Source organism: Caulobacter sp. GW821-FHT10E02 (assembly GCF_059415225.1).
Genome location: NZ_JBWKMV010000001.1, coordinates 808,116 through 833,871 on the forward strand (window position 1 = coordinate 808,116; position 25,756 = coordinate 833,871).

The 25,756-nt window shown below is 67.4% G+C and carries 16 protein-coding genes; 8 read left to right on the forward strand and 8 right to left on the reverse strand.

Translation table 11 applies throughout. The features are described 5' to 3' along the window. Positions 1-2: 2 nt before the first annotated feature. Positions 3-2,906 carry a TonB-dependent receptor gene (locus tag AC07NI_RS03805; protein WP_494616343.1) on the reverse strand — a complete coding sequence of 968 codons (2,904 nt, stop codon included), beginning with the start codon at positions 2,904-2,906 and terminating at the stop codon, positions 3-5. 343 nt (positions 2,907-3,249) lie between these two features. On the opposite strand from AC07NI_RS03805, the gene AC07NI_RS03810 reads away from it, so the two are divergent. Together AC07NI_RS03810 and AC07NI_RS03815 are read left to right on the forward strand one after the other, a co-directional pair. Further along, on the forward strand, positions 3,250-3,930 hold the full coding sequence (locus AC07NI_RS03810) for a SapC family protein (protein WP_494616344.1): 681 nt from the start codon (positions 3,250-3,252) through the stop codon (positions 3,928-3,930). Beyond that, complete coding sequence (locus AC07NI_RS03815; protein WP_494616345.1) at positions 3,927-4,949, forward strand: cupin-like domain-containing protein; 1,023 nt, start codon at positions 3,927-3,929, stop codon at positions 4,947-4,949. The genes AC07NI_RS03810 and AC07NI_RS03815 overlap by 4 nt, the downstream gene beginning before the upstream one ends. Before the next feature lie 34 nt (positions 4,950-4,983). On the opposite strand, the gene AC07NI_RS03820 is transcribed toward AC07NI_RS03815, so the two are convergent. Then, positions 4,984-7,047: an alpha-L-arabinofuranosidase family protein gene (locus AC07NI_RS03820; protein WP_494616346.1), complete on the reverse strand. Its 2,064-nt coding sequence runs from the start codon at positions 7,045-7,047 to the stop codon at positions 4,984-4,986. Positions 7,048-7,244: 197 nt separating this feature from the next. Between AC07NI_RS03820 and AC07NI_RS03825 the strand changes: the two genes are divergently transcribed. Beyond that, on the forward strand, positions 7,245-8,342 hold the full coding sequence (locus AC07NI_RS03825; protein ID WP_494616347.1) for an alpha/beta hydrolase: 1,098 nt from the start codon (positions 7,245-7,247) through the stop codon (positions 8,340-8,342). A 31-nt stretch (positions 8,343-8,373) separates the two neighbouring features. Here the strand turns inward: AC07NI_RS03825 and AC07NI_RS03830 are convergent, their stop codons facing one another. The 3 genes from AC07NI_RS03830 to AC07NI_RS03840 all read right to left on the reverse strand — a co-directional run bounded on the left by AC07NI_RS03830 (position 8,374) and on the right by AC07NI_RS03840 (position 11,448). Beyond that, positions 8,374-9,300: a Gfo/Idh/MocA family protein gene (locus AC07NI_RS03830; RefSeq protein WP_494616348.1), complete on the reverse strand. Its 927-nt coding sequence runs from the start codon at positions 9,298-9,300 to the stop codon at positions 8,374-8,376. Continuing rightward, the gene (gene araD1 / locus AC07NI_RS03835) at positions 9,297-10,235 is read right to left on the reverse strand and encodes an AraD1 family protein (RefSeq protein ID WP_494618242.1); all 939 of its coding nucleotides are present in this window, start codon (positions 10,233-10,235) and stop codon (positions 9,297-9,299) included. The genes AC07NI_RS03830 and araD1 overlap by 4 nt, the downstream gene beginning before the upstream one ends. A gap of 67 nt (positions 10,236-10,302) precedes the next feature. Further along, positions 10,303-11,448 carry an aldose epimerase family protein gene (locus AC07NI_RS03840; RefSeq protein WP_494616349.1) on the reverse strand — a complete coding sequence of 382 codons (1,146 nt, stop codon included), beginning with the start codon at positions 11,446-11,448 and terminating at the stop codon, positions 10,303-10,305. Positions 11,449-11,573: 125 nt separating this feature from the next. On the opposite strand from AC07NI_RS03840, the gene AC07NI_RS03845 reads away from it, so the two are divergent. From AC07NI_RS03845 to AC07NI_RS03855, 3 genes are all read left to right on the forward strand, one after another. After that, positions 11,574-12,887 carry a sugar MFS transporter gene (locus AC07NI_RS03845; RefSeq protein ID WP_494616350.1) on the forward strand — a complete coding sequence of 438 codons (1,314 nt, stop codon included), beginning with the start codon at positions 11,574-11,576 and terminating at the stop codon, positions 12,885-12,887. Positions 12,888-13,070: 183 nt separating this feature from the next. After that, the gene (locus AC07NI_RS03850) at positions 13,071-14,873 is read left to right on the forward strand and encodes an IlvD/Edd family dehydratase (protein WP_494616351.1); all 1,803 of its coding nucleotides are present in this window, start codon (positions 13,071-13,073) and stop codon (positions 14,871-14,873) included. Positions 14,874-14,912: 39 nt separating this feature from the next. Beyond that, positions 14,913-16,472 carry a glycoside hydrolase family 43 protein gene (locus AC07NI_RS03855; RefSeq protein WP_494616352.1) on the forward strand — a complete coding sequence of 520 codons (1,560 nt, stop codon included), beginning with the start codon at positions 14,913-14,915 and terminating at the stop codon, positions 16,470-16,472. 9 nt (positions 16,473-16,481) lie between these two features. Here AC07NI_RS03855 and AC07NI_RS03860 read toward each other — a convergent pair whose 3' ends face one another. The 3 genes from AC07NI_RS03860 to AC07NI_RS03870 all read right to left on the reverse strand — a co-directional run bounded on the left by AC07NI_RS03860 (position 16,482) and on the right by AC07NI_RS03870 (position 20,817). Next, entirely contained in the window at positions 16,482-17,219 is a 738-nt protein-coding gene (locus AC07NI_RS03860; protein ID WP_494616353.1) for a FadR/GntR family transcriptional regulator, read from the reverse strand. A gap of 180 nt (positions 17,220-17,399) precedes the next feature. Beyond that, positions 17,400-18,977: an alpha-N-arabinofuranosidase gene (locus AC07NI_RS03865; RefSeq protein WP_494618245.1), complete on the reverse strand. Its 1,578-nt coding sequence runs from the start codon at positions 18,975-18,977 to the stop codon at positions 17,400-17,402. Positions 18,978-19,071: 94 nt separating this feature from the next. Then, positions 19,072-20,817 carry a glycoside hydrolase family 43 protein gene (locus tag AC07NI_RS03870; protein WP_494616354.1) on the reverse strand — a complete coding sequence of 582 codons (1,746 nt, stop codon included), beginning with the start codon at positions 20,815-20,817 and terminating at the stop codon, positions 19,072-19,074. A gap of 220 nt (positions 20,818-21,037) precedes the next feature. Here AC07NI_RS03870 and AC07NI_RS03875 point away from each other — a divergent pair, with 220 nt between their 5' ends. Next, on the forward strand, positions 21,038-23,380 hold the full coding sequence (locus AC07NI_RS03875) for a glycoside hydrolase family 95 protein (protein ID WP_494616355.1): 2,343 nt from the start codon (positions 21,038-21,040) through the stop codon (positions 23,378-23,380). Beyond that, on the forward strand, positions 23,377-25,719 hold the full coding sequence (locus AC07NI_RS03880; protein WP_494616356.1) for a beta-L-arabinofuranosidase domain-containing protein: 2,343 nt from the start codon (positions 23,377-23,379) through the stop codon (positions 25,717-25,719). The genes AC07NI_RS03875 and AC07NI_RS03880 overlap by 4 nt, the downstream gene beginning before the upstream one ends. The last annotated feature ends 37 nt before the right edge of the window (positions 25,720-25,756 follow it).

The following is a 25,756-nucleotide window of genomic DNA, read 5'->3' on the forward strand; positions in this document are numbered from 1 at the left end:
TACTAGAAGCGGAAGCGGACCCCGGCCGTGTAACGGCGGCCGTAGGCGAACACGTCGAGCAGCTGGTTATCGAACCGCCCGTGGGTGCTCTGGACTTCGTTGGTCAGGTTGAGCGCCTCGAAGAAGCCCGTGATCTGCTTGGTGATCGCATAGCTGGTGCTGAAGTCGATCTGCAGGTTCGGGTTCTCGAAGGTCGGCTCGGAGCCGAACGCGCCAGTGTTCTGGTTCTGGCCAAAGGCGCGCAGATACTCCTTGCGGTAGTTCACGGCGATCCGCGCCTCCAGGCCATTCTTGTCATAGAAGGCCACGAGGTTGGCGGAGTCGGCCAGACCGGTAATCGCGAAGCCGCTCTGAGAGATGTCCTTCGGATTGTAGGGCCGGTTGGTGTCGACCAGGGTGGCGTTGGCGTTGAAGCCGAAGCCGCTGTCGCCGAACACGTGCTGCCAGGCCAGTTCGACACCGCGCACGGTGGCGTCCGGACCGTTCACCTGCTGGGTGACGCTGAAGATCGCCGGCTGGCCGGTGGTCGGATCGATCACGCCATTGATCGTCTGCCGCTGGGTGCCGCCGACGATGAAGTTGCTGACGTCCTTGATGAAGAAGTTCACGGACGCATACGAGTTCGGCTTGTAGTACCACTCCACCGCCGCATCGAAGTTGTCGGCGAGGTAAGGCTTCAGCGAGGGGCTGCCGCCGCTGGCCGTCAAGGCGCCGACGCGCTGGCCGGTGCCCACGCTGGCCACGGGGGTCAGCAGGTTCAGGCTGGGACGGGTCAGGGTGCGCGAGGCGTCCAGACGCAGGTGGATGCTCTCGGTCAGCTCCAGTTTCATGTCGACGCTGGGCAGCAGGTAGGAATAGCTGCTCTTGGTCGACACCGCCTGAGGCGCGCTCAGGCTCACCGTCAGCAGGGTGGGGTCACCGGTGCTGCGGGTGATGGCCGTCGGCACCTGGCCGAAGCCGGCCGAGATGACGCGGGTGTTCTCTTCACGCAGGCCGGCGTTGAAGTGGAACGGCATGCCGGCCACGTCGACGTCGAAGTTGGCCTTCACGAACAGCGCCCAGGTCTTCTCGGTGATGTCCCGGATGCTGCCGTTGTCCAGCGCCATGTCGAACGCGCCGGTGAACTGGGTGCCGACGGTGCCGCCACCATAGTTGAAGCCCGGGATGTTCTTGGCCTGCGGATTGCCCAGGCCGGTCAGGAACTTCTGATAGTCCTGAGCCGTGAACTTCAGCAGGTACGGCGGCAGGGCGCCGTCGAAGCCCGGGATGAAGTTCTTGGTGCTGACCTTATCGGTGAACAGGCTGGCCGGCACCATCACGCCGCCGTTCGGACCCGAGGCGGGGCCGTAGCCCGGATAGGCTTGCCAGTAGTTGTTGACGAAGGTGTTGCTCTGCTGGAACTGGTAGCGGTCTTCCAGATAGCTGCCGCCGGCCTTGATCTTGAAGCCTTCTTGCTCCCAGGCGCCGGCGAAGCGCAGTTGCTTGACGACGTCGGTGTTTTCCTGGGCTTGGCGCACGACGACGTGCGAGCCCATCACCGAGGTGTCGGCCCAGCGCGCGCCATCGCCGTTCGGGCCGTAGTTGTGCAGGACCGGCAAGGTGTTCTTGCTGTCGCCACCGATGCTGATGCCCAGCGACGGACCGATGCCGAAGCCGTAGCCGACGTCGGCGTTGTCGCTGGTGATCTGGCCGCCCGGGTTCAGCCAGCTCTTGGCGTAGCTGCCGTCGATCTCGAAGCTCAGGTTCTCCGAAGCGTCCCACTTGAAGTTCAGGCCAGTCTGGTTGGTCTGCAGGACCGAGCGGTCCGTGCCGGCCGTGAAGTCGGTCTGCGAGCCGGCCTGGCTGAAGTCGACGGTCGTGCCGTTCGAGTCGAGCTTGACGTTCCGCAGGCCGTCCTGGTTGAACCAGATGCCGTAGCCGAAGTTGTCGGAGCGGACGTTCTGGCGCGTGTAGTTGTTGTCCAGCGTGACGACCACACCGTCGCTCGGAGCCCATTGCAGGGCGATCCGGCCGTCGATGCGCTCATCCTTCGTATAGATCTGGGTGGCGCCGGCTTGCTGCTCGAACCAGCCCAGGACCGACTTGGTCGAGAGCTGAGCCGGGGTGCAGGTCGCGGTCAGCTGGCAGGGCGCGTAGTAGCCGCCCGGCCAACCGCTAACATAGACGCGGTTGGTCTGGGTGTCGTGGCGCGTGTACATCGCGTCGACCAGGACGCCGAACTTGTTGTCGGCGAAGGTGTCGCTGAACAGCGCGCCGACGGTCGGCACGACCTTGCCCGCGTCGTCCTGCACCGAACCCGAGGCGCTGAGCGCCATGCGACGACCGGGATGGTCGAAGGGCTTGGGGAAGGCGACGTTGACGGTCGCGCCGATCGAGCTGCTCGACAGCGAGACGTCGGGCGTCTTGAGCACCGACAGGCCACCGACGAAGTCGGCGCCGACGGTGCTGAAGTCGACCGAACGGCCGCCCGTGGCCGTCGAGATGCGGCGGCCGTCGTACAGGGTTTCGTTGAAGTCGCCGCCGAAGCCGCGGACCGTGATGCCCTGCGGCTCGCCGCGGGCGCCGGAACGCTGGATCGACACGCCCGGCAGACGTTGCAGCGAGGCCGCCACGTTCGAATCCGGGAACTTGCCGATGTCCTCGGCCGAGATGGCGTCGACGACGCCGGCCGAGGTCCGCTTGATGTCGAGGTTGCGTTGCAGCGAGCCCCGCAGGCCCGTGACGATGACTTCCTCGACGACGCTGGGCTCGGAAGCCTGCGACGCGCCGGCCTGTTCGCCGGCCGGAGCGGCCGTCATCGAGGCGGTCGCGATCGCTTCGTCCGAGGTCTCGGCGGCGTTGGCGACGCCGTAGAGGCTCAGGACCAGCAGACTCGACGCGCCGACCAGGGCGAGCTTGCCGCCCAATCCGCGCGCGGATTTACTCTGATAAGAAAAGTTGGATAGCTTCATTTCCCCCTCCAGGTGTCATGGGATGACTTGTTACCGGCACGTACGGCCGGCCTGATCCGCGAGCGTTTTAATGTCGCGAATTCACTGGGTATGAGGGAGACTCGCCAAAGCGCGGCGGTGGTAGCGCATCACGTCCTCCCTCATGCATTTTTATGCTTATGAAGAAACGTTAGCGCTAAAAGGTACCGGTATCAATATGTATTTGTCGGTGTAATTATCGCCGTGTTGAACGGCCCTTGGCCTTTGCGCTAAGGGTGATAGTGACCGGTCCCAGCAAGGGAGCGGCGGGGAGGACGTCATGGATCTGCAACTGCTCAACGCCCAGGAGCATGGCCGCATGCGACTCGGCCGGCTTCCCGCGTCGGGCCCGCATTTCGTGCAGATCGTGCCGTCCGAATTCGTCGCGGCCGCGGCGGTCTGCCCGATCTTCCTGACCAAGAACGCAGACACCGGACAGTTCTACGCGGGCGCGATGTTCGGGTTCGAGCCCGGGGAAAACCTCCTCGGTCCCGCGGAGGTGGGCCAGGCGCTGTTCACGCCGCTGGATATCGAGCGGCAGGGTTTCTTCGTGACCGAGGACGGCGCGATCGCCATCGATCCGCGCCACCCGCGTTTCCGCATCGACCAAGGCGCGTCGCTGTTCGACGAGCAAGGCCAGCCCAGCACCGCCACGCGCCGGCTGCAGCGTGTGCTGGCGCAGATGCAGGCCGGCGTCATCGAGAGCGAGCGCTTCATCCAGGCGCTGCTGGCGCACAAGCTGGTCGAGCCCGTCGACGTTGATCTGTCCTTCGATGACGGCAAGAGCTTATCCTTGAACGGGCTCTACACCGTCAGCCTCGACGCGCTGGGCGAGCTGGACGACGGCGCCGCGCTCGCGCTGTTCCGGACCGGCGACCTGCAACTGATCTACGCCATGAACGGATCGCTCAAGCAGGTCTCGGCCCTGGCCAAGCTGCGGAACGACAAACTCGCCGCATGACGGCGTCGCCCCCGCACGGACTACGGACGATCGCGCCGGACGCGCTGTTGCAAGGCGGCGCGGCCGACTTCCGGACGGTGGCGACCGGCTGCGAGCCCGTGGTCCTGCCGGGGCTCTGTCGTGACTGGCAGGCGGTGCGCGCCGCTGAGCAGGGGTGGGCGGCCTTAGCCGACTATCTGCTCGGGCTGGCAGGCGACGGCTTAGGCGAGGCCTTTATCGGCGCGCCGGCCATCGCCGGCCGCTACGACTACGGCGACGGGCCCGACGGGTTCAATTTCGAGCGCGTGTCCATGACCCTGGCGCAGGGGCTTCAGCGCATCGGCGAGGCCGCCACGGACGCCCGCCTGGACAGCGTCTATATGGGCTCGCTGCCGGTCGACGACTACGTCCCGGGTTTCGACCAGGACAACAGGGTCGGCCTCTTGGCCGCGAACGTGCGGCCGCGCGTGTGGCTGGGCAATGCCGGCCGCGTGGCCTGTCACTACGACACCTATGACAATCTGGCGTGCGTGGTCGCCGGGCGTCGCCGCTTCACGCTCTACCCGCCCGATGCGATCGGCGACCTCTATGTGGGGCCCATAGACCATACCCTCGCGGGACAGCCGATCAGCATGGCGGCCGGCGCACCCGCCGACGACCCGCGCTATCCGCGGTTCGCCGCTGCCGCCGATCGGGCGCGGGTGGTCGAGCTGGGGCCGGGCGACGCGCTGTTCCTGCCCAAGCTCTGGTGGCATCAGGTGGAGGCCCTGGAGCCGGCCAACATGCTGGTCAACTACTGGTGGGACGAGACGGCCGTGGGGCCGGACGCGCCTTACCTGACGATGATGCTGGCGATGACCGCGATCGCCGAGCGACCGCCGGCCGAACGCGCGGCCTGGCGGGCGTTCTTCGATCACTACGTCTTCCGGTCGGACGGCCATCCGCTGGCCCATCTGCCAGCCGAACGTCATGGGCTGCTCGACAAGAGCGCCTTTGGCCGTGTCCGGGCCCTCGTCATGCGCGCGCTGCGCGGCGGCTAGAAGCCGACCGCCGAAGCGACCGGCTTCCGTAGGCCTATTTGGCGATCGGGAACTCGAACACCGTCGCCGAGATCGGCGAGACGACGAGCTTGGAGCGCGACGCCGGGCCTTGCGTGATCGTGACGCCGGCGGGAGCGCCGACCTTGTTGGCCGCCTGCAGCGAGGCGCCGCTCAGCACCCACTTACGGCCCGCGCCCTTCAAGGCCATGGCCTTGAGGTCCAGCTTCACGGTCTGGGCGGTCGCCGTCGGATTGACCACCCCGATCCGCAGCGACTTGCCGTCCGGGCTGACGCCCGCGATGACGTCGAGCGGATAGGTTGGGCTGCCGGCATTGATCTTCGGGTGGAGGAAGCCGACCGGATATTTCGGCTCGGGCTGGGGCGAGGCGCCCTGCACCGACACCGGCGTGACGCCGGCCCCGAAATGTTCGCCATAGAGCTTGAACACCTGGCCCGTGGAGTTCAGCACGGAGGCCGTCGGCGTGATGTCCATGGTCGAGGCGCCCGTGGTGAAGGCGCTCATGGTCAGGAAGTCGGTGTGGCGCAGCATTTCCTGCAGCACCAGGGAATAGGCCAGGGCCGACTTCAGGTTCACCTCACCGAAATAGGCGTACTCGTCGATCGACAGGAAGATCGACTTGTCCTTCATCGCCGGGAAGCGCTGCTGGTAGATCTTCCACAGCTCGGCCTTCATCTTGACCTGGTTGGACGGCGCGCGGGCGTACTCGATCAATTCGGCGTCGGCGGGCGCGTCCGGGCGCTTTTCGGGCTGGTCGTACCAGTGCTCGGAAATGCCGTCGAAATTGCCCCAGGTCTTGGCCAGCAGGCCGCCCGTCCAGTCCCATTCGGTGCCGAACCGGGAGGCGACGCTGTCCAGCGTGACGTTCTCCTTCGTGCCCTTGGGGTGTCCCTGATCGACCATGGCGCCCGAGGCGATCAGGGTGATCGAGGGATCGACCGCCCGCATGGCCTTGGCGAAGGCGTTGTGCTTGATCGTGTAGTAGTCGAGCGAGGTCTTGCCGATCTGCCACCAGCCGTAGGGCTCGTTGCCGATGTTCCAGAACTTCACGCCATACGGCTCGGGATGGCCGTTGGCGGCGCGGCGCGAGCCCCAGTGGCTGGTGGTCGGGCCATTCAGATACTCCACCTCATCGGCGGCCGAATAGGCGTCGCCGAGGCCGGCATTGACCGTGACATAGGGCTCGACGCCGATGATCCTGGTCAGGTCCATCCACTCGTCCATGCCGATGTCGTCGGGCTGCATGGCGCTCCAGGCATAGTCGAACATCGGCGGGCGCTTGTCGCGCGGGCCGATGGCGCTGCGCCAGTCCCAGTCCGACAGGAAGTTGCCGCCGGGCAGGCGCCACATGCCCGAGTTCAGCGAGCGGGCGATCGCGGTCGTGTCGGCGCGCCAGCCCCGGATGTTGTCGGATGGCATCAGCGATACGGCGCCGATGCGGAAGGAGCCTGAGCCTAGGCCAGTGATCTCGAGGCGTGCGTCGGTGGTGTCGGCCGTCGGGGTGAAGCTGAAGTCGACGCGCTTCCAGTCCGCGCCGGGGGAGGGCAGGGCCACGGTCTGGCGGGCGTCGGGACCATCGCCCCAGATCAAGGTCACCTCGACCTTGGCGCCGGCGTCGCCCGCCAGCTGCAGATAGCCGTCGTAGCGCTTGCCCTTGGCCAGGCCGATCCCGGCCTGCGACAGGCCCTTGCGGGTCGTGGCGTCCACGGCGACCACGGGGCTCTGGGTGCCGACATAGGGGGCCTTGGTGTCCATGGTGACCGCATCATCCGCGCCGACCGGTCGCCACTTGCGGTAGGTCACGCCGGGACGGCCCTCGGCATTTAAGGGCGCGGGCTGGTCCAGGGCGGGCGCGACGACGGGGTAGTAGAACTTGCGGTCGTCCAGCACCTCGGCCCACAGCGTCCGAGCCACCAGCCCGCCGATCGGCTCGATGAACATGCCGTACTCGTACTTGGTGACCGGCGCGGCGCGCTGAGCGCCGTCGATGGTCACCGTCACCGGCGTGGCCGCGGCGGCCATCGTGGCGGTCGCCATCACCCCAGCCAGGCACGCGCCAAGCATCAACCTGTAACGCATCGTCTTCTCCCTAATTACTCAGTCTTTTTGGTATTCTTCGCCGATGGGTCGCGCCGCATCGATCGGTGAGTGGCGTCCTCCCGCTTCGACCCTTTCAGAAGGCGAGGCGATTGACGTCATGATCTTTTAGACGGACAAATGGTAACGCTAACAATGATCGCGACGCAAGATCGCAAAAGTGACGAGGGAGGGTTTGAATGAATAGATCGAGCATCGACGCCGCGCGCGGCCATGGCTTGGCCAAGCTGGCCTGCGCGATGGTGATCGCGCTGTCCGGAGCGACCTTGGCGCAGGCCCAGGTGGCCACGAACGCGCCGCCGGTCGTCGCCGGCGCCAAGCCGGTCGTCCTCCAGCGTATCAAGGTCCATTCGCCGGCGATCGAGGGCAATCTCGAGGGCGAAACCGCCGACCGTGACGTGCTGGTGTTCCTGCCGCCGGGCTATGCCAGCCATCCCAAGCAGCGCTACCCGGTCGTCTACGCGCTGCACGGCTATTCGATCGGCGCCGAGCAGTGGAGTGGCGAGATCCACGCGGCCCAGACGATCGCGGGCGCCTTCGCCAAGGGCGCGGGCGAGGTGATCGTCGTGCTGCCCGACAGCAAGACCGTGCACAACGGCTCGATGTACTCCAGCTCCCAGACCACGGGGGATTTCGAGACCTTCGTCTCCAAGGACCTGGTCGCCTATGTCGATCAGCACTACCGCACCCTGGCGCGGCGTGAGAGCCGTGGCCTGGTGGGCCACTCGATGGGCGGATACGGCGCCAGCCGGATCGGCATGCGCCATGCCGACGTGTTCGGCGCGCTCTACATGATGAGCCCGTGCTGCCTGTCGCCGCGCGATCCGGCCCAGGCGCCGCCCGGCGCGGCCGCCGCGCTCGCCGAGGTCAAGACGCTGCAGGACGCGACCAAGCTGTCCTGGGGTCTACGCGCCCAGCTGGCCACGGCCGCGGCGTGGTCGCCCAATCCGCAGAAGCCGCCGCTTTATCTTGACCTGCCGGTCGAGAACGGTGTGACCCGGCCGGACGTGGTGGCCAAGTGGGCCGCCAACGCGCCGCTGGCCTTCGTCGATCAATATATCGGCCAGCTGAAGCGCTATAAGGCGATCGCCATGGATGTCGGCGACCGGGACGGCCTGAAGGACGACGCGGCCAAGCTGCACGCGGTGATGGATCGCTACGGCCTGGCCAACAGCTTCGAGATCTATCCCGGCGACCACACCAGTGACGTCCCGACCCGCTTCCAGGATCACGTGCTGCCGTTCTTCAGCCGCAACCTGGCCTTCGAGAAGCGCTAGCCACGCCAAGTGCTGGTAAGGCCTCGCGGCCTTACCAGTCGAAGGCCGGCGCGACCCGACGCTCGGCCAGCAGGAAGGCGTCGGCGACATGGCGCAGCGGCGAGGTGTCCACGTCGCTGGCCCCGTCGGCGATCAGCCGGGCGAATTCGTCGTAGAGGCCCGGATATTCGCGATCGGGTCCTTCGTGCAGCAGCTGGCCGTCGATCCATAGCTTGGCGCCGCCGTTGGTCAGCTTCAGTGCGCCGTCGTCGGTGTCGACCTCGATGTCCCAGCTCTGCGGGCCGGTCTGGAGGAAGTCCAGCTCGACGCGGATCGGCGCGCCGGCCGTGTCGCGGAAGTCCAGCTCGGCCTGGATCGGCGACTGGCGGTTGGCCGGCACGTGCAGCAAGCCGCGCGACAGGAAGAACGGGCGGGGCAGGACGCGCGTGGCGATCGACAGGGCGTTGATGGCCGGGTCGAAGACGCCCAGGCCGCCGGCCTCCCAGATCCAGTCCTGGCCCGGATGCCAGACGCGGACATCTTCCTTCCAGTTGATCCGCACGGCCTTGACCCAGCGCTCGGCCAGCCAGGCGCGCGCGGGTTCGACCGCGGCGGCGTGGCGCGAGTGCCAGGTCGCCTGCAGGGTCAGGCCCCGGGCGGCCGCGACCTGGCGCAGGTCCTCGACCTCGCTCAGCGTCGCGCCAGGCGGCTTCTCCAGCATGACGTGCTTGCCGGTGGCCAGCGCCAGATGCGCCAGGGCGTGGCGCGGCTGAGGCGGAGTGCACAGCGCCACGGCGTCGATCGCCAGGCCGTCGGCCAGCAGGTCCTCCAGCGTGGTGAAGTGCGGGACGCCGTCGAGGCCGGCGTGACGGCTGACGACGGCGGCCAGTTCGAACCGGGGATCGGCGGCGATGGCCGGCACGTGCTGGTCGTGGGCGATCTTGCCCAGGCCGACGAGGGCGAGACGGATCGGGGTCACAGCGCCTTCACGGTCACGGGTTGTTCGGCCGCCTGGGCCAGCGGGTTGCTGACCGGATAGCGGAACGGCGCGGCCTCGATCTCGAACACGTCGCCTTCCTGCGTCTGGAAGCCCTCGGAGAAGGAGAGGGTGGCGGTGCCGAAGAAGTGGACGTGCACGTCGCCGGGGCGGCGGAACAGGTCGTACTTGAAGTGGTGATGCTCGAGGTTGGCGATGGCGTGGGACATGTTGGCCTCGCCCGACAGGAAGGGCTTTTCCCAGACGGTCTCGCCGTCGCGGACGATGCGGCTGGTCCCGCGCACGTCGGCGGGGAGGGCGCCGGGCAGCAGCTCGGGACCCAGGGCCGCGTTGCGCAGCTTGGAGTGCGCCAGCCACAGGTAGTTGCCGCGCTCGATCACGTGGTCGGAGAACTCGTTGGCCAGGCAGAAGCCCAGTCGGTGCGGCGTCCCGTCGGGGCCGATCAGGTAGACGCCGGCGATCTCGGGCTCCTCGCCGCCGTCCTTCGCGAAGCTGGGCGAGGTCAGCGGCTGGCCGGGACCGACCAGCTGGGAGCCGTCGCCCTTGTAGAACCACTCGGGCTGCACGCCTTCCTGGCCCGGCGCGGGCTTGCCGCCCTCGACGCCCATCAGGAACATCCGCATGGAGTCGGTGAGCTGTTCGCCCGACTGGGCGGCCTTGTGCATCTTGTCCCGGCCCTCGGCCGAGCCGAGGTGGGTCAGGCCGGTGCCGGTCAGGAACAGGTGCGCGGGATCGGGATGATCGATCGGCGCCAGGACGCGGCCCTCGGCCAGGGCGGCGGCGATGTCGACCGTCTCGCCCAGCGCCGATTGCGCGGTCTCGACCAGGGTCGATTGCGAGGCCAGCGCCTTGTTGGCCAAGTCCAGCAGGGTGTTCGCGACGGTGACCTGCCTGGCGGTTCCCTGGTCATCGACCATCGCCAAGCCGCGCCGACCAGAGCTGTCGACAAATTGAACAAACGTCATTCTGGAATGTCCTTACTGGCTACTTCGCGACGGTCATCTTGAAGACCATGCGATTGCTGTAGGTCTCGCCCGGGTTCAGGCGAACCGAGGCGAAGGCCGGCTTGTTCACCGCATCGGGGAAGTGCTGGGGCTCCAGGGCGATGCCGTCGCCCTGGCGATAGATCTTGCCGCTCTTGCTCACCAGCGTGCCGTCGATGAAGTTGCCGGCGTAGAACTGGACGCCCGGCTGGTCCGACAGGACTTCCAGGGTGCGGCCGCTCTTGGGGTCCGACAGGCGCGCGGCCAGGCGCAGCGCGCCGGACTTGCCGTTCAGGACGTAGTTGTGGTCGTAGCCGCGACCGATGACCATCTGCGGATCGCGCGCGTCACGGATGCGGTCGCCGACGGCGGTGGGCTTGCGGAAGTCGAACGGCGTGCCGGCCACCGGCTTGATCTCGCCGGTCGGGATCAGTTCGGCGTCGACGGGGGTATAGCCGTCGGCGAGGAGCTTGAGGACGTTGCCCATCGCGCCTTCGCGCGCGCCTTCGCCCGCGAGATTGAACAGGGCGTGATTGGTCATGTTGACGATGGTCGGCTTGTCGGTCTTCGCGCCGTAGGACACCGTCAGCTGGTTCTGCTCGTCGAGGGAATAGGTCGCCGTGGCCGTCAGAACGCCCGGATAGCCTTCTTCGCCATCGGCGCTGACATAGCCCAGCGTCACGGACGCGCCGGTGGGACCGGATTTCACGTCGAGCACCTTCCAGACGACCTTGTCGAAGCCCTTCACCCCGCCGTGCAGGGCGGCGACGCCGTTGTTGTTCAGCGCCAGCTGGTAGCTCTTGCCGTCGAGGGTGAAGCGGCCCTTGCCGATGCGGTTGGCCACGCGTCCGACCGAGGCGCCGAAATAGCTGGCGTTCTTGGCGTAGGCGGCGGCGTCGGAGAAGCCGAGCACGATGTCGGCCTTGGTTCCGTCGCGGCCGGGCCCGATCAGCGACTGCAAGGTGGCGCCGTAGGTGATCACCGTGGCGCTGACGCCGTGGGCGTTGGTCAGGGTGAAGGCCTCGACGGCTTCGCCCGAGGGCGTCTGGCCAAACGCGGCGCGCGACAAGGTCGTGGCATGGCCGGCGATCGGGCCGGCGAGCGTGAGCAGGGCCAGCGCCCCGGCCGACAGGTTTGCAACGCGCATTCGAACCATCTCCCCGATCGTATTGACCGCTCTCGATTGACGGTCATGACGTTGCTCATATACTCCGACAAAATGAAGGCGCGCAACCAAGGTCGCGCCATGCATCACATTCGGGAGAACATCACATGGCGCCTGCGCCCATGACGTCGGCCGCGCAGTCGGGCGGCGGCTCTGCGGTGACGCAGAAATCGGCCCTGACCCTGCTGGCCAGCCTGTTCTTCATGTGGGGCTTCATCACGGTCATCAACAACACCCTGCTGCCGCATCTGCGCTCGGTGTTCGACCTCAACTATACCCAGACCACGCTGATCGAATCGACCTGGTTCATCGCCTATTTCGTCGCCTCTCTGCCGTCGGCCAAGCTGATCGAGAAGATCGGCTACAAGCGCGCCATGGTGACGGGCCTGATGATCATGGCGCTGGGCGCGCTGCTGATGATCCCTGCCGCGCGGATACCGTCCTACGGCGTGGTGCTGACGGCGCTGTTCATCATCGCCTCGGGCATCACCCTGCTGCAGGTGGCCGCCAACCCTTATGTGGCGGTGATCGGGCCGTCCGAGACGGCGTCCGCGCGCCTCAACCTGGTGCAGGCCTTCAACTCGATGGGCACGACGCTGGCGCCGCTGTTCGGCGGCTGGCTGATCCTGTCACGTTCGGCCTCGGGCAACAGCCAGGCGGGCGCCGTCCTGACGCCGGCCCAGCGCCTGGCCGACGCCCAGTCGGTGCAGTTGCCGTACTTCATCGTCGCGGTGGTGCTGGTGGCGCTGGCGGTGGTCATCGCCCTCTACAAGCTGCCCGAGCTGGGCCTGGCCGCCCAGCGCGCGGGGGCCGCGGAGCGCAAGAAGCACTCGCTGTGGCGTCACCGCAATCTGGTGCTCGGCGTGCCGGCCATCTTCATCTACCTGATCGCCGAGATCGGGGTCAGCAACCTCTTCATCAACTTCATCTCCGCGCCCGAGATCGGTGGCGTCACCCATGCGCAGGCCTCGCGCTACCTGTTCCTGTTGTGGGGCGGGATGATGGTCGGCCGCTTCGTCGGCAGCCAGCTGATGCGCAAGGTCGCCGCCGAGAAGATCCTGGCCGTGGCCAGCCTGCTGGCCTTCGTCGTGATGATCGTCACGGTCCTGGCCCATGGGCCGGTGGCGATGTGGAGCCTGATCGCGGTGGGCCTGTTCCACTCGATTATGTTCCCGACCATCTTCACGTTGGGCATCAAGAACCTGGGCCCGCTGACCGAGGAGGGTTCGGGCCTGCTGGTCATGGCCATCGCCGGCGGCGCGCTGGTGGTGGTCCAGGGGCAGATCGCAGACGCCTACGGTCTGCAGATTTCGTTCCTGCTGACGGCGGTCTGCGAGCTCTATGTGCTGTTCTACGCGCTCTGGGGCTGCAAGCCGACCGGCGGCGCGCAAGAACCGGACAAAGTCAGCGACGCGGCCTGAATCGGCTCGGCCATGCGCGCAATAGGGTTGCGTGCATGGCCAAGGCTTGGCCTAGTCGATTGACCGTGTTTCGTTGAAATTATAGTCAGACAAATACGAGCGGGGCGTACGGTGATTTGCCACTCTGATGGAGTTCAGCAAGCGACCGGCGCCGCGTCGGACTAAGCAGCGACAAGGCTCTTCATGGTTTCCCCCACAAGCGACGCACCCAAGCTCCGTTCGCGCGCCTGGTTCGATAACCCCGACAACACCGACATGACCGCGCTCTATCTCGAGCGCTACATGAACTTCGGCCTCTCGCTGGAAGAGCTGCAGTCGGGCAAGCCGATCATCGGCATCGCCCAGACCGGTTCGGACCTGTCGCCCTGCAACCGGCACCACCTGGTCCTGGCCGAACGGGTGCGCGAAGGCGTCCGCTCCGCCGGCGGGATCGTGCTGGAGTTCCCGGTCCACCCGATCCAGGAGACCGGCAAGCGCCCGACGGCGGGCCTGGACCGCAACCTTTCCTATCTCGGCCTCGTCGAGCTGCTCTACGGCTACCCGCTGGACGGCGTGGTGCTGACCATCGGCTGCGACAAGACCACACCGGCCTGCCTGATGGCGGCGGCGACCGTGAACATCCCCGCCATCGCCCTATCGGTCGGACCGATGCTGAACGGCTGGCACAAGGGCAAGCGGACGGGCTCGGGCACCATCGTCTGGCAGGCACGCGAGATGCTGGCGGCCGGCGAGATCGACAATGCCGGCTTCATCAAGCTGGTGGCCAGCTCGGCGCCGTCGACCGGCTACTGCAACACCATGGGCACGGCCACGACCATGAACTCGCTGACCGAGGCCCTGGGCATGTCGCTGCCCGGCTCGGCGGCGATCCCCGCGCCGTATCGCGACCGCCAGGAGAACGCCTACCGGACGGGCCTGCGGATCGTCGACATGGTCCACGAGGACCTCAAGCCGTCCGACATCCTGACCCGCGACGCCTTCCTCAACGCCGTGGTCGTCAACTCGGCCATCGGCGGCTCGACCAACGCCCCGATCCACCTGAACGCCCTGGCGCGCCACATCGGGGTCGAGCTGTCGATCGACGACTGGCAGCAGACCGGCGAGGAGGTGCCGCTGCTGGTCAACCTGCAGCCCGCCGGTGAGTATTTGGGCGAGGACTACTACCGCGCAGGCGGCGTGCCGGCGGTGTTCGGCCAGCTGATCGAGCAGGGGCTGATCCGGGAGGACGCCAAGGCCGTGTCCGGTCAGACCATCGGCGAGCAGTACCGTGGCGCGGTGATCGAGGACGAGGACGTCATCCGTCCGTTCTCGCGGCCGCTGGTCGAGCGGGCCGGCTTCGTGGTCATGCGCGGCAATCTGTTCAACTCGGCGATCATGAAGACCAGCGTGGTCAGCCAGGAGTTCCGCGACCGCTACCTGTCCAATCCCGACGATCCGGAAGCCTTCGAGGGCGACGCGGTCGTGTTCGACGGGCCCGAGGACTATCACCACCGGATCGACGACCCGGCGGTCGGGATCACCTCCAACTCGATCCTGTTCATGCGCGGCGCCGGCCCGGTCGGCTATCCCGGGGCGGCCGAGGTCGTGAACATGCGCGCGCCCAACTACCTGATCAAACAGGGCGTCCACCAGTTGCCCTGCGTGGGCGACGGACGTCAGTCGGGCACATCCGGCTCGCCCTCGATCCTCAACGCCTCGCCCGAGGCGGCGGTAGGCGGCGGGCTGGCCCTGCTGAAGACCGGCGACCGCGTGCGCTTCGACCTGCGCAAGTCGCGTGTCGACGTGCTGGTCTCGGCAGCCGAGATCGTCGAGCGCCGCAAGGCCCTCGATGCGGCCGGCGGCTTCGCCTATCCGGAAAGCCAGACGCCGTGGCAGGAGATGCAGCGCGCGGTGGTCGGCCAGATGGAGACCGGCGCGGTCCTGGAACCGGCCGTGAAATACCAGCGCATCGCCCAGACCAAGGGCCTGCCGCGCGACAACCACTAGTCGTCTGGCATTAGTCGCCCGGCGACACCCGAGGTCCATATGGCAAAGCCGTTCAATCCGATCCTTGCCGCGATGGCCCTGGGCCTGGCCTGCGCGCCGCTGAGCGCTCAGGCCCAGGTCTGGCGGGCGGACAGCGGGCAGGGGACCTATCACAACCCGCCGCTCTACGCGGACTATCCCGATCCCGACATCATCCGGGTCGGCGAGGACTTCTACTTCGCCTCGACCACCTTCGTGAACGCGCCGGGCCTGACGATCCTGCACTCCAGGGACCTGGTGAACTGGGATATTGTCGGCCACGTGATGCCGCGCCTGGCGGGCGTTCCCAAATACGACCTGGCCGACGGCGGCGACTATCGCCGGGGCGTCTTCGCGCCCAGCCTGCGCCATCACAACGGCCGCTTCTACATCGTCGTCACGCCGGTGGGGCAGAACAGCCGCATCTACTCGGCCGCCGACGTTCGGGGTCCGTGGACGGTGCATGAGCTGGACCGCGAGGCCTTCGATCCGGGCCTGTTCATCGACACCGACGGCAAGGCCTATATCGCCACCTCGATCGGTTCGGACGGCACGGTGCGGCTGCTGAGCCTGAACGCCGACCTGACGGCGGTCACCGGCGAGCGGACGATCCACTACAACCAGGGCGCCGAAGGCTCCAAGCTGATCAAGCGCGGCGACTGGTACTACATGTTCAACGCCATCCCACGGCGCCTGGCGCTGACCGTGTCGCGGGCCAAGAGCCTGACTGGCCCCTGGGAGACCCGGCCGCAGATCGACGACACCACCGGCGGCCACCAGGGCGCCCTGGTCGATCTGCCCGACGGCGGCTGGTACGGCTTCGTCATGCGCGACGCCGGCGCGATCGGGCGGGTGACCAATATCAGCCCGGTGTTCTGGCAAGACGACTGGCCCGTCTGGGGCACGCCCGAGGCGCCGGGCCGCGTTCCCGACGTCGCCGCCAAGCCGATCCTGGGAAAGCCCTTTGCCGAGCCGCCCAGTTCGGACGATTTCCACGGCCGCCAGCTGGGCCGCCAATGGCAGTGGAACCACAATCCCGACGACAGCCGTTGGTCACTCAGTGAACGGCCGGGCTTCATGCGGCTGAAGGCCACCACGAGCGACGGGTTCTGGACCGCCCGCAATACGCTCCTGCAGAAGGGGCAGGGGCCGCGCGGCCGCGCCGTCGTCAAGCTGGACGTGCGCGGGATCGCCAAGGGCGACGCCTGCGGCTTCGGCACGTTCGGCAAGTTCTCCAGCCAGCTCGTCGTCACCCGCACGGCCAAAGGCCAGGGCGAACTGAGCGCGCGCCTGGTCGAAAGCACCGAGGCCGGGCCGAAGACCACGGCGGCCGGGTCGGCGCGGCCGATCCCGCTGAAAGACCTTTGGCTCTCGGCGGACATGGACTTCACCACCGACAAGGCCGCTCTGGCCTACAGCCTGGACGGCAAGGCCTGGACCGCCATGCCGGGCGAGTTCCCGCTGGCCTTCGCCTGGCGCACCGGCACCTTCCAGGGCCAGCAGTACGGTCTGTTCTGCTACAATCCCGCCGGCGGCGCGGGCCGTCTGGACGTCGACAGCTTCACGCTGAGCAAGCCCTAGAGCGGCGCGCTACATCGCCGAGCGGGTGTCATCCAGCGCCAGATCTACGAGGGCGCGCATGGCCGCGCTCGCCGCCTCGGGATCGCCCGCCGCGATGGCGTCGAAGACCTTGGCGTGGTCGGGCACCGGATCGCGGGGCAGGGCGCGCGAGCGTTGTTTGAACTCGGTGGTCCAGCTGACCGCGGCGCTGATGCTGGCGCTGAGCGCCATCATGGCGCTGTTGTGCGTGGCGGCCAGAAGGGCGTCGTGGAAGGCGCGGTCGGCGGCGCGGCCGGCCTCGGTCGCCAGGGTGTGGCGTCGCATCTTGGCCAGGGCGTCCTTCATGGCCTTGATGTCGTCCTTGTCGCGGCGCTCGGCGGCGAAGCGGGCGGCGGCGGGCTCGACGACGGCCCGCAGCTCGAACAGATCGCGCACGAAGCTGACGTCGGGCTCGGCCGAGAACGCCCAGGCCAGCACCTGCGGATCCAGAATGTTCCAGCGGCTGCGCGGCAGGACGCGGGTGCCGGCCTTGGGGCGGCTCTCGACCAGGCCCTTGGCGGTCAGGACCTGCACGGCTTCACGATAGGCGCTGCGCGAGACGTCTAGCGCCTCGGCGTTGGCGATCTCGCCGGTCAGCTTCTCGCCGGGCGCGATCTGGCCCGAGACGATGGCGCTGCCCAGATAGTGCGCCACCGCGCCGCGCAGCCGCCGACCAGACCCTCTCGCCGATCGCGGGATCGACTTGTCGTCTGGTTCGTCGGTGGACATGGGCACGGGCTCCTGCGTGGGTGCGCTGGTTTCTATAAGCGCAAGCACACGGGCGTTGGCAAGTTGTCAGGCAAGTTTGACTCGCCACGAGCGATCGCTGAGCGTTGATCACAAGGGATTTTCCCACATAGCGGCACGGTGGCGCGCGCCGCCATGTGGGAATTGGTCAGACAGATCTCGTCAGTCCAAGCGGATGACCATGATCGACTTGGGCGGCGCTTCCAGCGTCAGGCCGCCCGCGCCGGCCTTGGCCGTGTAGGGCTTGGGAACGACCGCGTTGGGCGTGTCGAAGGTGTTGATGCTGTCGACGCGTGGGGCCGTCATGACCTGGCCCGTGGCGGTCGTGGCCTTCACGCCGGCGATGTCGGTCTGGATCTTGGCCGACTTGACGGGGTCGAGGTTGGAGACCGCCAGCCACAGCTTGCCTTGGGTGTCGCGCGCGGCGATGGCGTCGATCCGGGGCAGGGTGATGTCGCCCTGCGTATAGGTCCCAGCGTCAAACTTGACCGGCACGAAGGTCGCGTCCTGGAAGGGCAGGTACATCTTGTAGACGTGATAGGTCGGCGTCAGGACCATCTTGTCCTTGTCGGTCAGGATCATCGCCTGCAGCACGTTGATCATCTGGGCGATGTTGGTGATACGCACGCGGTCGGCGTGACGCGCGAAGATGTTCAGGTTCAGCGCCGCGACCAGGGCGTCGCGCATCGAGTTCTGCTGGACCAGGAAGCCCGGATTGGTGCCTTCCAGCGGCGCCAGCCACACGCCCCATTCATCGACGGCCAGCGGCACCTTCTTCTCGGGATCGTACTTGTCCATGATCTCCGAGTGCTTGGCGATCAGCCCGTCCATGCCGAGCGTTTCCTTCAGCAGCTTGGCGTAGGCGGTCTCGTCGAACTTGGTGCTGGAGAACGACGGCGGCCAGCCGCCGGTCGTGTAGGAGTGCAGCGACAGGCCTTCGATATTCCAGGCCCAGTCGTGGCCCTTCTGCGCGGCCATGACCGCCTCGGTATAGGCCGGCTTGCCCTGGTCGGGGCCCACGGCGATGCGCTGCATGGCGTCCGCGCCGGTCTGCTTGGGATTGTAGTTCCGCACGAAGCGGGCGTAGCGCTTCATCTCGTCGGCATAGTACTCCGGCCGCATCGCGCCGCCGCAGCTCCAGCTTTCGTTGCCCAGGCCCAGATACTTGATCTTGTAGGGCTCGCGGTGGCCGTTGGCGGCGCGTTCCTTGCCGGCCGTGGTCTCCGGATCGGCTGTCATGTACTCGACCCACTCGGCCGCTTCCTGGACGGTGCCCGAGCCGACATTGACGGAGATGTAGGCGTCGCTGTCGATCTGGCTGACGAAGTCCATGAACTCGTCGGTGCCGAAGGTGTTGGGCTCGACCGCGCCGCCCCAGTTGGAATTGATGGTCTTGCGGCGGCCCGCGACCGGACCGATGCCGTGGCGCCAGTGATATTCGTCGGCGAAGCAGCCGCCCGGCCAGCGCACGTTCGGCACCTTGATGTCGCGCAGCGCCTTGACGACGTCGGTGCGGATGCCGCGGACGTTGGGGATGGTCGAGTCCTTGCCGACCCAGACGCCGCCATAGATGCCGCTGCCCAGGTGCTCGGCGAACTGGCCGAAGATGTTGCGATCGATCTTGGCGCCGGGCGAGCCAGCCTCGATGCGGACGGCGATCGGCGCGTCGGCCTTGGTCTGAGCCATCGCCGGCGCGGTCACGGCGAGCGTCAGGGCGCTGGCGGCCATCAGCCACGTCATTCTGGTCATGTTGTCTCCCCTCGGCGCCTCTGGGCGCGTCGCTGACGATCGCCTCGGCGTCGTCTTCCGTTGGTCAAAAGTTCCGTGTCGGCGGTCAGCGGCCCTCGGCGGCGCCGTCGTGGGCGTAGACGCCCAGCAGCGCGCCCACGAAGCCGCCGGCCTTCTTGGTCGAGAGGATCGTGCCATCCTCATCGGCCTTCAGGGTTTTCCACTGCCCGGCGGTCAGGGCGTACGAGAAGTCGTAGGAGCCGCCTCGAGCGGTGACCTTCAGCCAGACAGGCGCGTCAGCCTTCAGCGTCACCGGGGCGCTGGCGACCTTCACGCCGCTTTCCGGGTCGTTGGGACCGGCGCGGCGTTCGAGCACGATCTCGTCTTGTCCCTGGGCGTTCCGCTCCAGGCCCAGGAAGAAGTAGTAGTCGTCGCTCTGCACCGCGACCATGCCGGCCTTATCGCCGGCCTTGGTGGGCGCGAAGCGCATCTCCGTGGCGGCGCTGGCGTTGATATGCTGCTGGCGTCGGCCCCAGAAGGAGGGCTGGGTCATGCCGCCGATGGTCTCGGGCCGCGCGGTCAGGACCAGCTTCCCGCCGTCCACCTGCCACCAGCGCTGCTGCGGGATCCGCATGGTCACCCAGTTGAGCGGCAAGGCCTTGCCGTCGAACTCGTCACGGACCTTGAAGGCGCCGGCGGTCGGCGACGGCTTGGGCGTCGTCGCCGGCAAGTCGGGCTTGGCGTGGACGTAGGGAATGGTCTTGCCGTTCTCGAGGATGATCGGCCAGCCGTCCTTCCACTCCACGGGCAGCAGGAAGGTTTCCCGGCCGGTGTTGTAGAGGTCATCGCCGTACGGACGCACCGCAAGGAAGGTGGCCCACCACTTGCCGTCCGGGGTGTCGACCAGGTTGGCGTGGCCGGCCGAGGTGATCGGCAGAGGGCGGTCCTTGGGCAAGCCGCGCTGGGTCAGGATCGGATTGTTGGCGTAGGGAACGTACGGCCCCCAGGCGCTCTTGGAGCGTAGCGCGACCTGGCTGTGGCCTTCGGCCGTGCCGCCCTCGGCCGCGATCAGATAGTACCAGCCGTCCTTCTTCAGGATGTGCGGGCCTTCGGGCCAGATCGGCTTGGCGGCGGGATTGACACCCTTGTTCAGCAGCAGCTTGCGCTCGCCGACGGTCTTCTGGGTCTTGAGGTCGTACTTGATCGCCCAGATGGCGCGGTGGCCGCGATACTCCGGCGGCCCGGGCGGCTCGCCGTTGAAGACGATCATGGCGCTGCCGTCTTCGTCGAAGAACAGATACGGGTCGATGCCCTCGACCGTCGGCAGCCAGACCGGGTCCGACCAGGGCCCCTTGGGGTCCTTGGCGGTGATCAGGAAGTTGCCCTTGCAGTCGACGCAGGTGTTGAGGAGATAGAACGTCCCGTCGTGGTGGCTCAGCGTTGGGGCGAACACCGCGCGCGACAGGCCAAGGCGTCCGAAGTCCAGCATGCCCGGGCGATCGATGGCGTTGCCGATCTGCTTCCAGTTCACCAGATCCGTCGAATGGAAGATCGGCAACCCCGGGAACCAGGCGAAGGTCGAGCTGACATAATAGAAGTCCTTGCCGACGCGCATCACGGCGGGGTCGGGATAGGTCCCCTTGAGGATCGGATTGGCGTACTGGCCAGCGGTCGGCTTGAAGGCCGCGTCCGAGGGATCCGCGCCTTCATATTCGAACCAGTCGAACGCCGCCGTCGGCGCCGTCTTGAGCGCCTGCGCGTGGCCCGTTCCAGCGAGCAGGGCCAGAGCGGAGGCCAGGGCCAACACCCGTCCATGGACCGATCGACGACCTGGCGAAGCGTACGCGAACATGGCGTTTCCTGTCTCCCTGCCGCGTCGATGCGCGGTCGTTATTATGTCAGGCAAGTGGCTCGCCCAGATCGCCGCGTGTGACGGTTGGAGCCACCCTATCGCGAGGCGCCAAGCAATGGTAGCGCTAACTTTGCGGTAAGCGCAGTCATCCTTATCCAACTTGTGAGGCGGTGATCAACTGTGCTTTTGTCGGAGTATAAAGTCGTTGATCGAGAGCCCCATGACGCTGACCCGCCGCTCCACGCTCGCCGTCCTTGGCGCCGCCTCGGCTCTGACCACGACGCCCGCCCGCGCCGCCACCGCTAAGGCCTCACCGCTGCGCCTGTGGTACCGCCAGCCGGCCAAGGAATGGGTCGAGGCGCTGCCGGTCGGCTCGGGTAAGCTCGGGGCGATGGTGTTCGGCGGCGTCGCGTCCGAGCGGCTGCAGCTGAACGAGGACACCCTGTGGGCCGGCGGACCCTATGACCCAGCCAATCCCGAGGCGCTGGCCGCGCTGCCGGAAATCCGCCGCCTGATCGACGCCGGCGATTACGCCAAGGCCACCGACCTGGCCAACGCCAAGTTCATGGCCGTCCCGCTGCGTCAGCAGTCCTACCAGACGATCGGCGATCTGAAGCTGGACTTCCCGGGCCTAGCCGAGGCCAGCGGTTATGTCCGCGACCTCGACATCGACGGGGCCATCGCGACCACGACTTTCACGGCTGGCGGCGTCCGGTATAGCCGCGAGGTGATCGCCAGCCATCCGGACGGCGTCGTCGCCGTGCGACTCAGCGCCAGCCGCAAGGGCGCGATCAGCGTCGACTTGTCTTTCGCCAGTCCGCTGAAGTCCAACCCCGTCGCTTCGGTCGAGGGGGATGCGCTGGTCCTGGCCGGGGTCAACGAGGCCTCGCAAGGCATCGACGGCAAGCTAACCTTCGAATGCCGGGTCGAGGTCCGCGCCAGGGGCGGCAAGCTAAGCGGGCAGGGCGGGGCGCTGTCGGTCAAGGGCGCGGACGAGGTGGTGCTGCTGATCGCGGCGGCCACGAGCTACCGCAAGTACGACGACGTCTCGGGCGATCCGAAGGCGCTGAACAAGTCGACGCTCTCAAAGCTCTCGGGCAAGCCGTGGGTGAAACTATTGGCCGACCATCAGGCCGATCACCGCACGCTGTTCCGCCGGGTGAGCGTCGATTTCGGCCGCACCCGCGCCGACCTGGCTCCGACGGATGAGCGGATCAAACAGTCGCCGACCACGGATGATCCGTCGCTGGCGGCGCTGTACTATCAGTACGGCCGCTATCTGTTGATCGCCTGCTCGCGTCCGGGCGGTCAGCCGGCCAACCTGCAAGGCCTCTGGAACGACAAGACCTTCGCACCCTGGGGCGGCAAGTACACGATCAACATCAATACCGAGATGAACTACTGGCCGGCCGAGCCGACGGGTCTGCCGGAACTGGTCGAGCCGTTGATCGCGCTGGTCCAGGACCTGGCCAAGACCGGCGCCCGCACCGCCAAGGTCATGTACGGCGCGCGCGGCTGGGTGGCCCACCACAACACCGACCTGTGGCGCGCCACCGCGCCGATCGACGGCGCCTTCTGGGGCGTCTGGCCCACCGGCGGCGCCTGGCTCTGCAAGCACGTCTTCGACCACTACGACTACAACCGCGATGCGGCCTATCTGGCGCGCGTCTATCCGCTGATGAAGGGCTCGGCGCGGTTCTTCCTGGACACCCTGGTGGTCGATCCGAAGTCCGGCATGCTGGTCACCAGCCCGTCGATCTCGCCGGAGAACGATCACGGCCATGGCTCGTCCCTGGTCGCCGGTCCGACCATGGACCAGGCGATCATCCGCGACCTGTTCGACAACTGCCTGAAGGCAGAGGCCCTCCTCGGCGCCGACAAGGCCTTCGTCGCCGAGCTGAAGGCGGCGCGCGACAAGCTGGCTCCGTACAAGATCGGCAAGGACGGCCAACTTCAGGAATGGCAGGAGGACTGGGACGCCGACGCCAAGGAACCCCAGCACCGCCACGTCTCGCACCTCTACGGCCTGTTCCCGTCGGACCAGATCGCGATCGACACCACGCCGAAACTGGCGGCGGCGGCCAAGACGACGCTGGTGAAGCGCGGCGACATGACCACCGGCTGGGCCATTGCCTGGCGGCTGAACCTGTGGGCGCGTCTGGGCGAGGGCGATCACGCGCACAGCGTGCTGAGCCTGCTGCTCGGTCCCGAACGGACCTATCCGAACATGTTCGACGCCCACCCGCCGTTCCAGATCGACGGCAATTTCGGCGGGACTTCGGGCATGACCGAGATGGTCCTGCAGAGCCGCAACGACCGGCTCTACCTGCTGCCAGCCCTGCCGTCGGCCTGGCCGACCGGCCACATGACCGGCCTGCGGGCGCGGGGCGCCGTCGGCGTCGACGTCCGCTGGGCGGGCGGCAAGCTCACCGAGGCGGTGCTGACTGCCACGGCCGACAGCCGCTACACGGTGGTCCATGCCGGTTCGACCTTGGTTCTGGACCTCAAGAAGGGGCAGAGCGCCCGTCTCGCGATCCGCGACGGCGCTCTGGTGCGCGCATGACCGACAAGACCTTCTCCCTCAGCCGACGCGCGGTGCTGTTGACCGGCGCCTGCCTGACCGCCACGTTCACCACCAAGGCCTCGGCTCAACCGGCCGCGAAGGCGCGCAAGGTCGAGCCGATCCCGGCCCGGTATGTGACGCTGGAGCCGTCGCCGTTTGCCGACGCCATGGCGGCCAACCGCCGCTACCTGCTGTCGCTGGATCCCGAGCGGCTGCTGCACAACTTCTATTGGTCGGCCGGCCTGGAAGCGAAGAAGCCGCGCTACGGCGGCTGGGAGAGCGAGAGCATTGCCGGGCACTCCCTGGGCCACTGGCTGTCGGCCTGCAGCCTGATCGTGGCCAATACCGGCGATCCGGCTGTCGCGGCCGTCCTCGACCACACGCTCGCTGAGATGGCCAAGATCCAGGCCGCCGAGGGGGACGGTTATGTCGGCGGCACGACCGCCGAGCGGGGCGGCAAGGAGGTCCCGGGCAAGGTCATCTTCGAGGAAGTCCGGCGCGGCCAGATCGAGGTCACCTGGACGCTGAACGGCGGCTGGGTGCCGGTCTACGCCTATCACAAGGTGCTGGCCGGCGTGATCGACGCGCACCTGCTGGCCGGGAACGCGCGGGCCCTGCCGATCGCCCTGGGCCTGGCCGACTATCTGGCCGGCGTCCTGGCGCCCCTGTCGGACGAGCAGGTCCAGACGGTGCTCTCGGTCGAGCACGGCGGCATCCTGGAATCCTACGCCGAACTGCACGCCATCACCGGCGACGCCCGCTGGCTACGCACCGCCGAGCGGCTGCGCCACCGCGCCTTCGTCGATCCGCTGCTGGCCCGTCGCGACGCCCTCGCGGGCCTGCACGCCAACACTCAAATCCCAAAGGCCGTTGGCCTGGCGCGGTTCTACGAAACCAGCGGCCAGGTCGGAGACGGCGAGGCGGCCCGGTTCTTCCACCAGACGGTCGTCGACCACCACAGTTATGTGTTGGGCGGCAATTCCGAGCGCGAGCACTTCGGCGCGGCCGACAAGCTGAGTGGCACCCTGACGACGGGCACCTGCGAGGCCTGCAACACCTACAACATGCTGAAGCTGACGCGGCATCTCTATGCCTGGAAGCCGGACGGCGCATTGTTCGACTACTATGAGCGCGCGCAGCTCAATCATATCCTGGCGCACCAGCGGCCAGACACCGGGCAGTTCGTCTATTTCATGCCGCTGCAGGCGGGCGCCAAGCGCGACTACTCCACGGCCGAGGACAGCTTCTGGTGCTGTGTCGGCTCGGGCATGGAGAGTCACGCCAAGCACGCCGACAGCATCTATTGGCGTGGCGCGGACGCGCTCTACGTCAACCTCTTCACGCCCTCGACGCTGGATATTCCGGGCGACGCCAGGCTGGAGTTGCGGACGCGCTATCCGGAGCAGGGGGAGGTCACCCTTCGGATAGCGCGCCCCTCTAAGACCGTCACCGCCCTGGCCATCCGCCGTCCCGGCTGGGCGCAGGGCGCGCGCATCGCGCTGAACGGCCAGGTGCTCACGGCGCCGGTCTCGGACGGCTACTGGCGCGTGACGCGTGCGTGGCGGGAAGGGGACACGGTCACCGTGACCCTGCCGATGGCGTTGCGCGCCGAGCCGCTGAAGGGCGCGCCGGCCACCTACGCCTTCCTCAGCGGCCCGCTGGTGCTGGCGGCCGACCTCGGGCCTGCGGACAAGGCGTTCGACGGCCCCGCGCCGGCGCTGCTGGCCAAGGCCGCGCCGACCGACGCTCTCGTCCCCGGAGGCGGCGCTCATCGCTACGCCACGGTCGATGTGCTGGGGCAGAAGCAGGCCCTGCGGCCGTTCAACGCCCTCTACGACAGACGCACGGCGGTCTATTTCCAGACCTTCACGCCGACCGACTGGACGGCGCGGCGCCAGGACTATCTGGCGTCCGAGGCAAAGCGAGCCGATCTGGCGCGGCGCACGATCGACGTGTTCTTCATCGGCGAGATGCAGCCCGAGCGGGATCACGGACTGACGGCGACCGGCGGCAAGCCGGGCACGTTCTACGGCTGTCACAGCCGGTCGATCCCCGAGGGCGCGGAGGCGTCGTTCACGATGGCGCGCCGCCCCGGCGCGGCGTTCCTGCGCGTGACCTACTGGGGCAACGATACCGACCGCGAGATGGGGATCGAGTTTGACGGCCAGCAGGTCGCCGTGGAGCGCCGGTTGCCTCCCAAACGCGAGGACTGGGTCACCGTCGACTATCCCCTGCCGCCCAGCGATCAGAAGCGCTCGAAGGTCCGCCTGATCGGTCGCCAGAAGACCAGTGTCGTCTACGGCCTGGAACTGATCGAAGCCCCTCGGCGAGACGCCTGAAACGAAAAAGAGGCCAGGCGCTAAGCGCCTGGCCTCA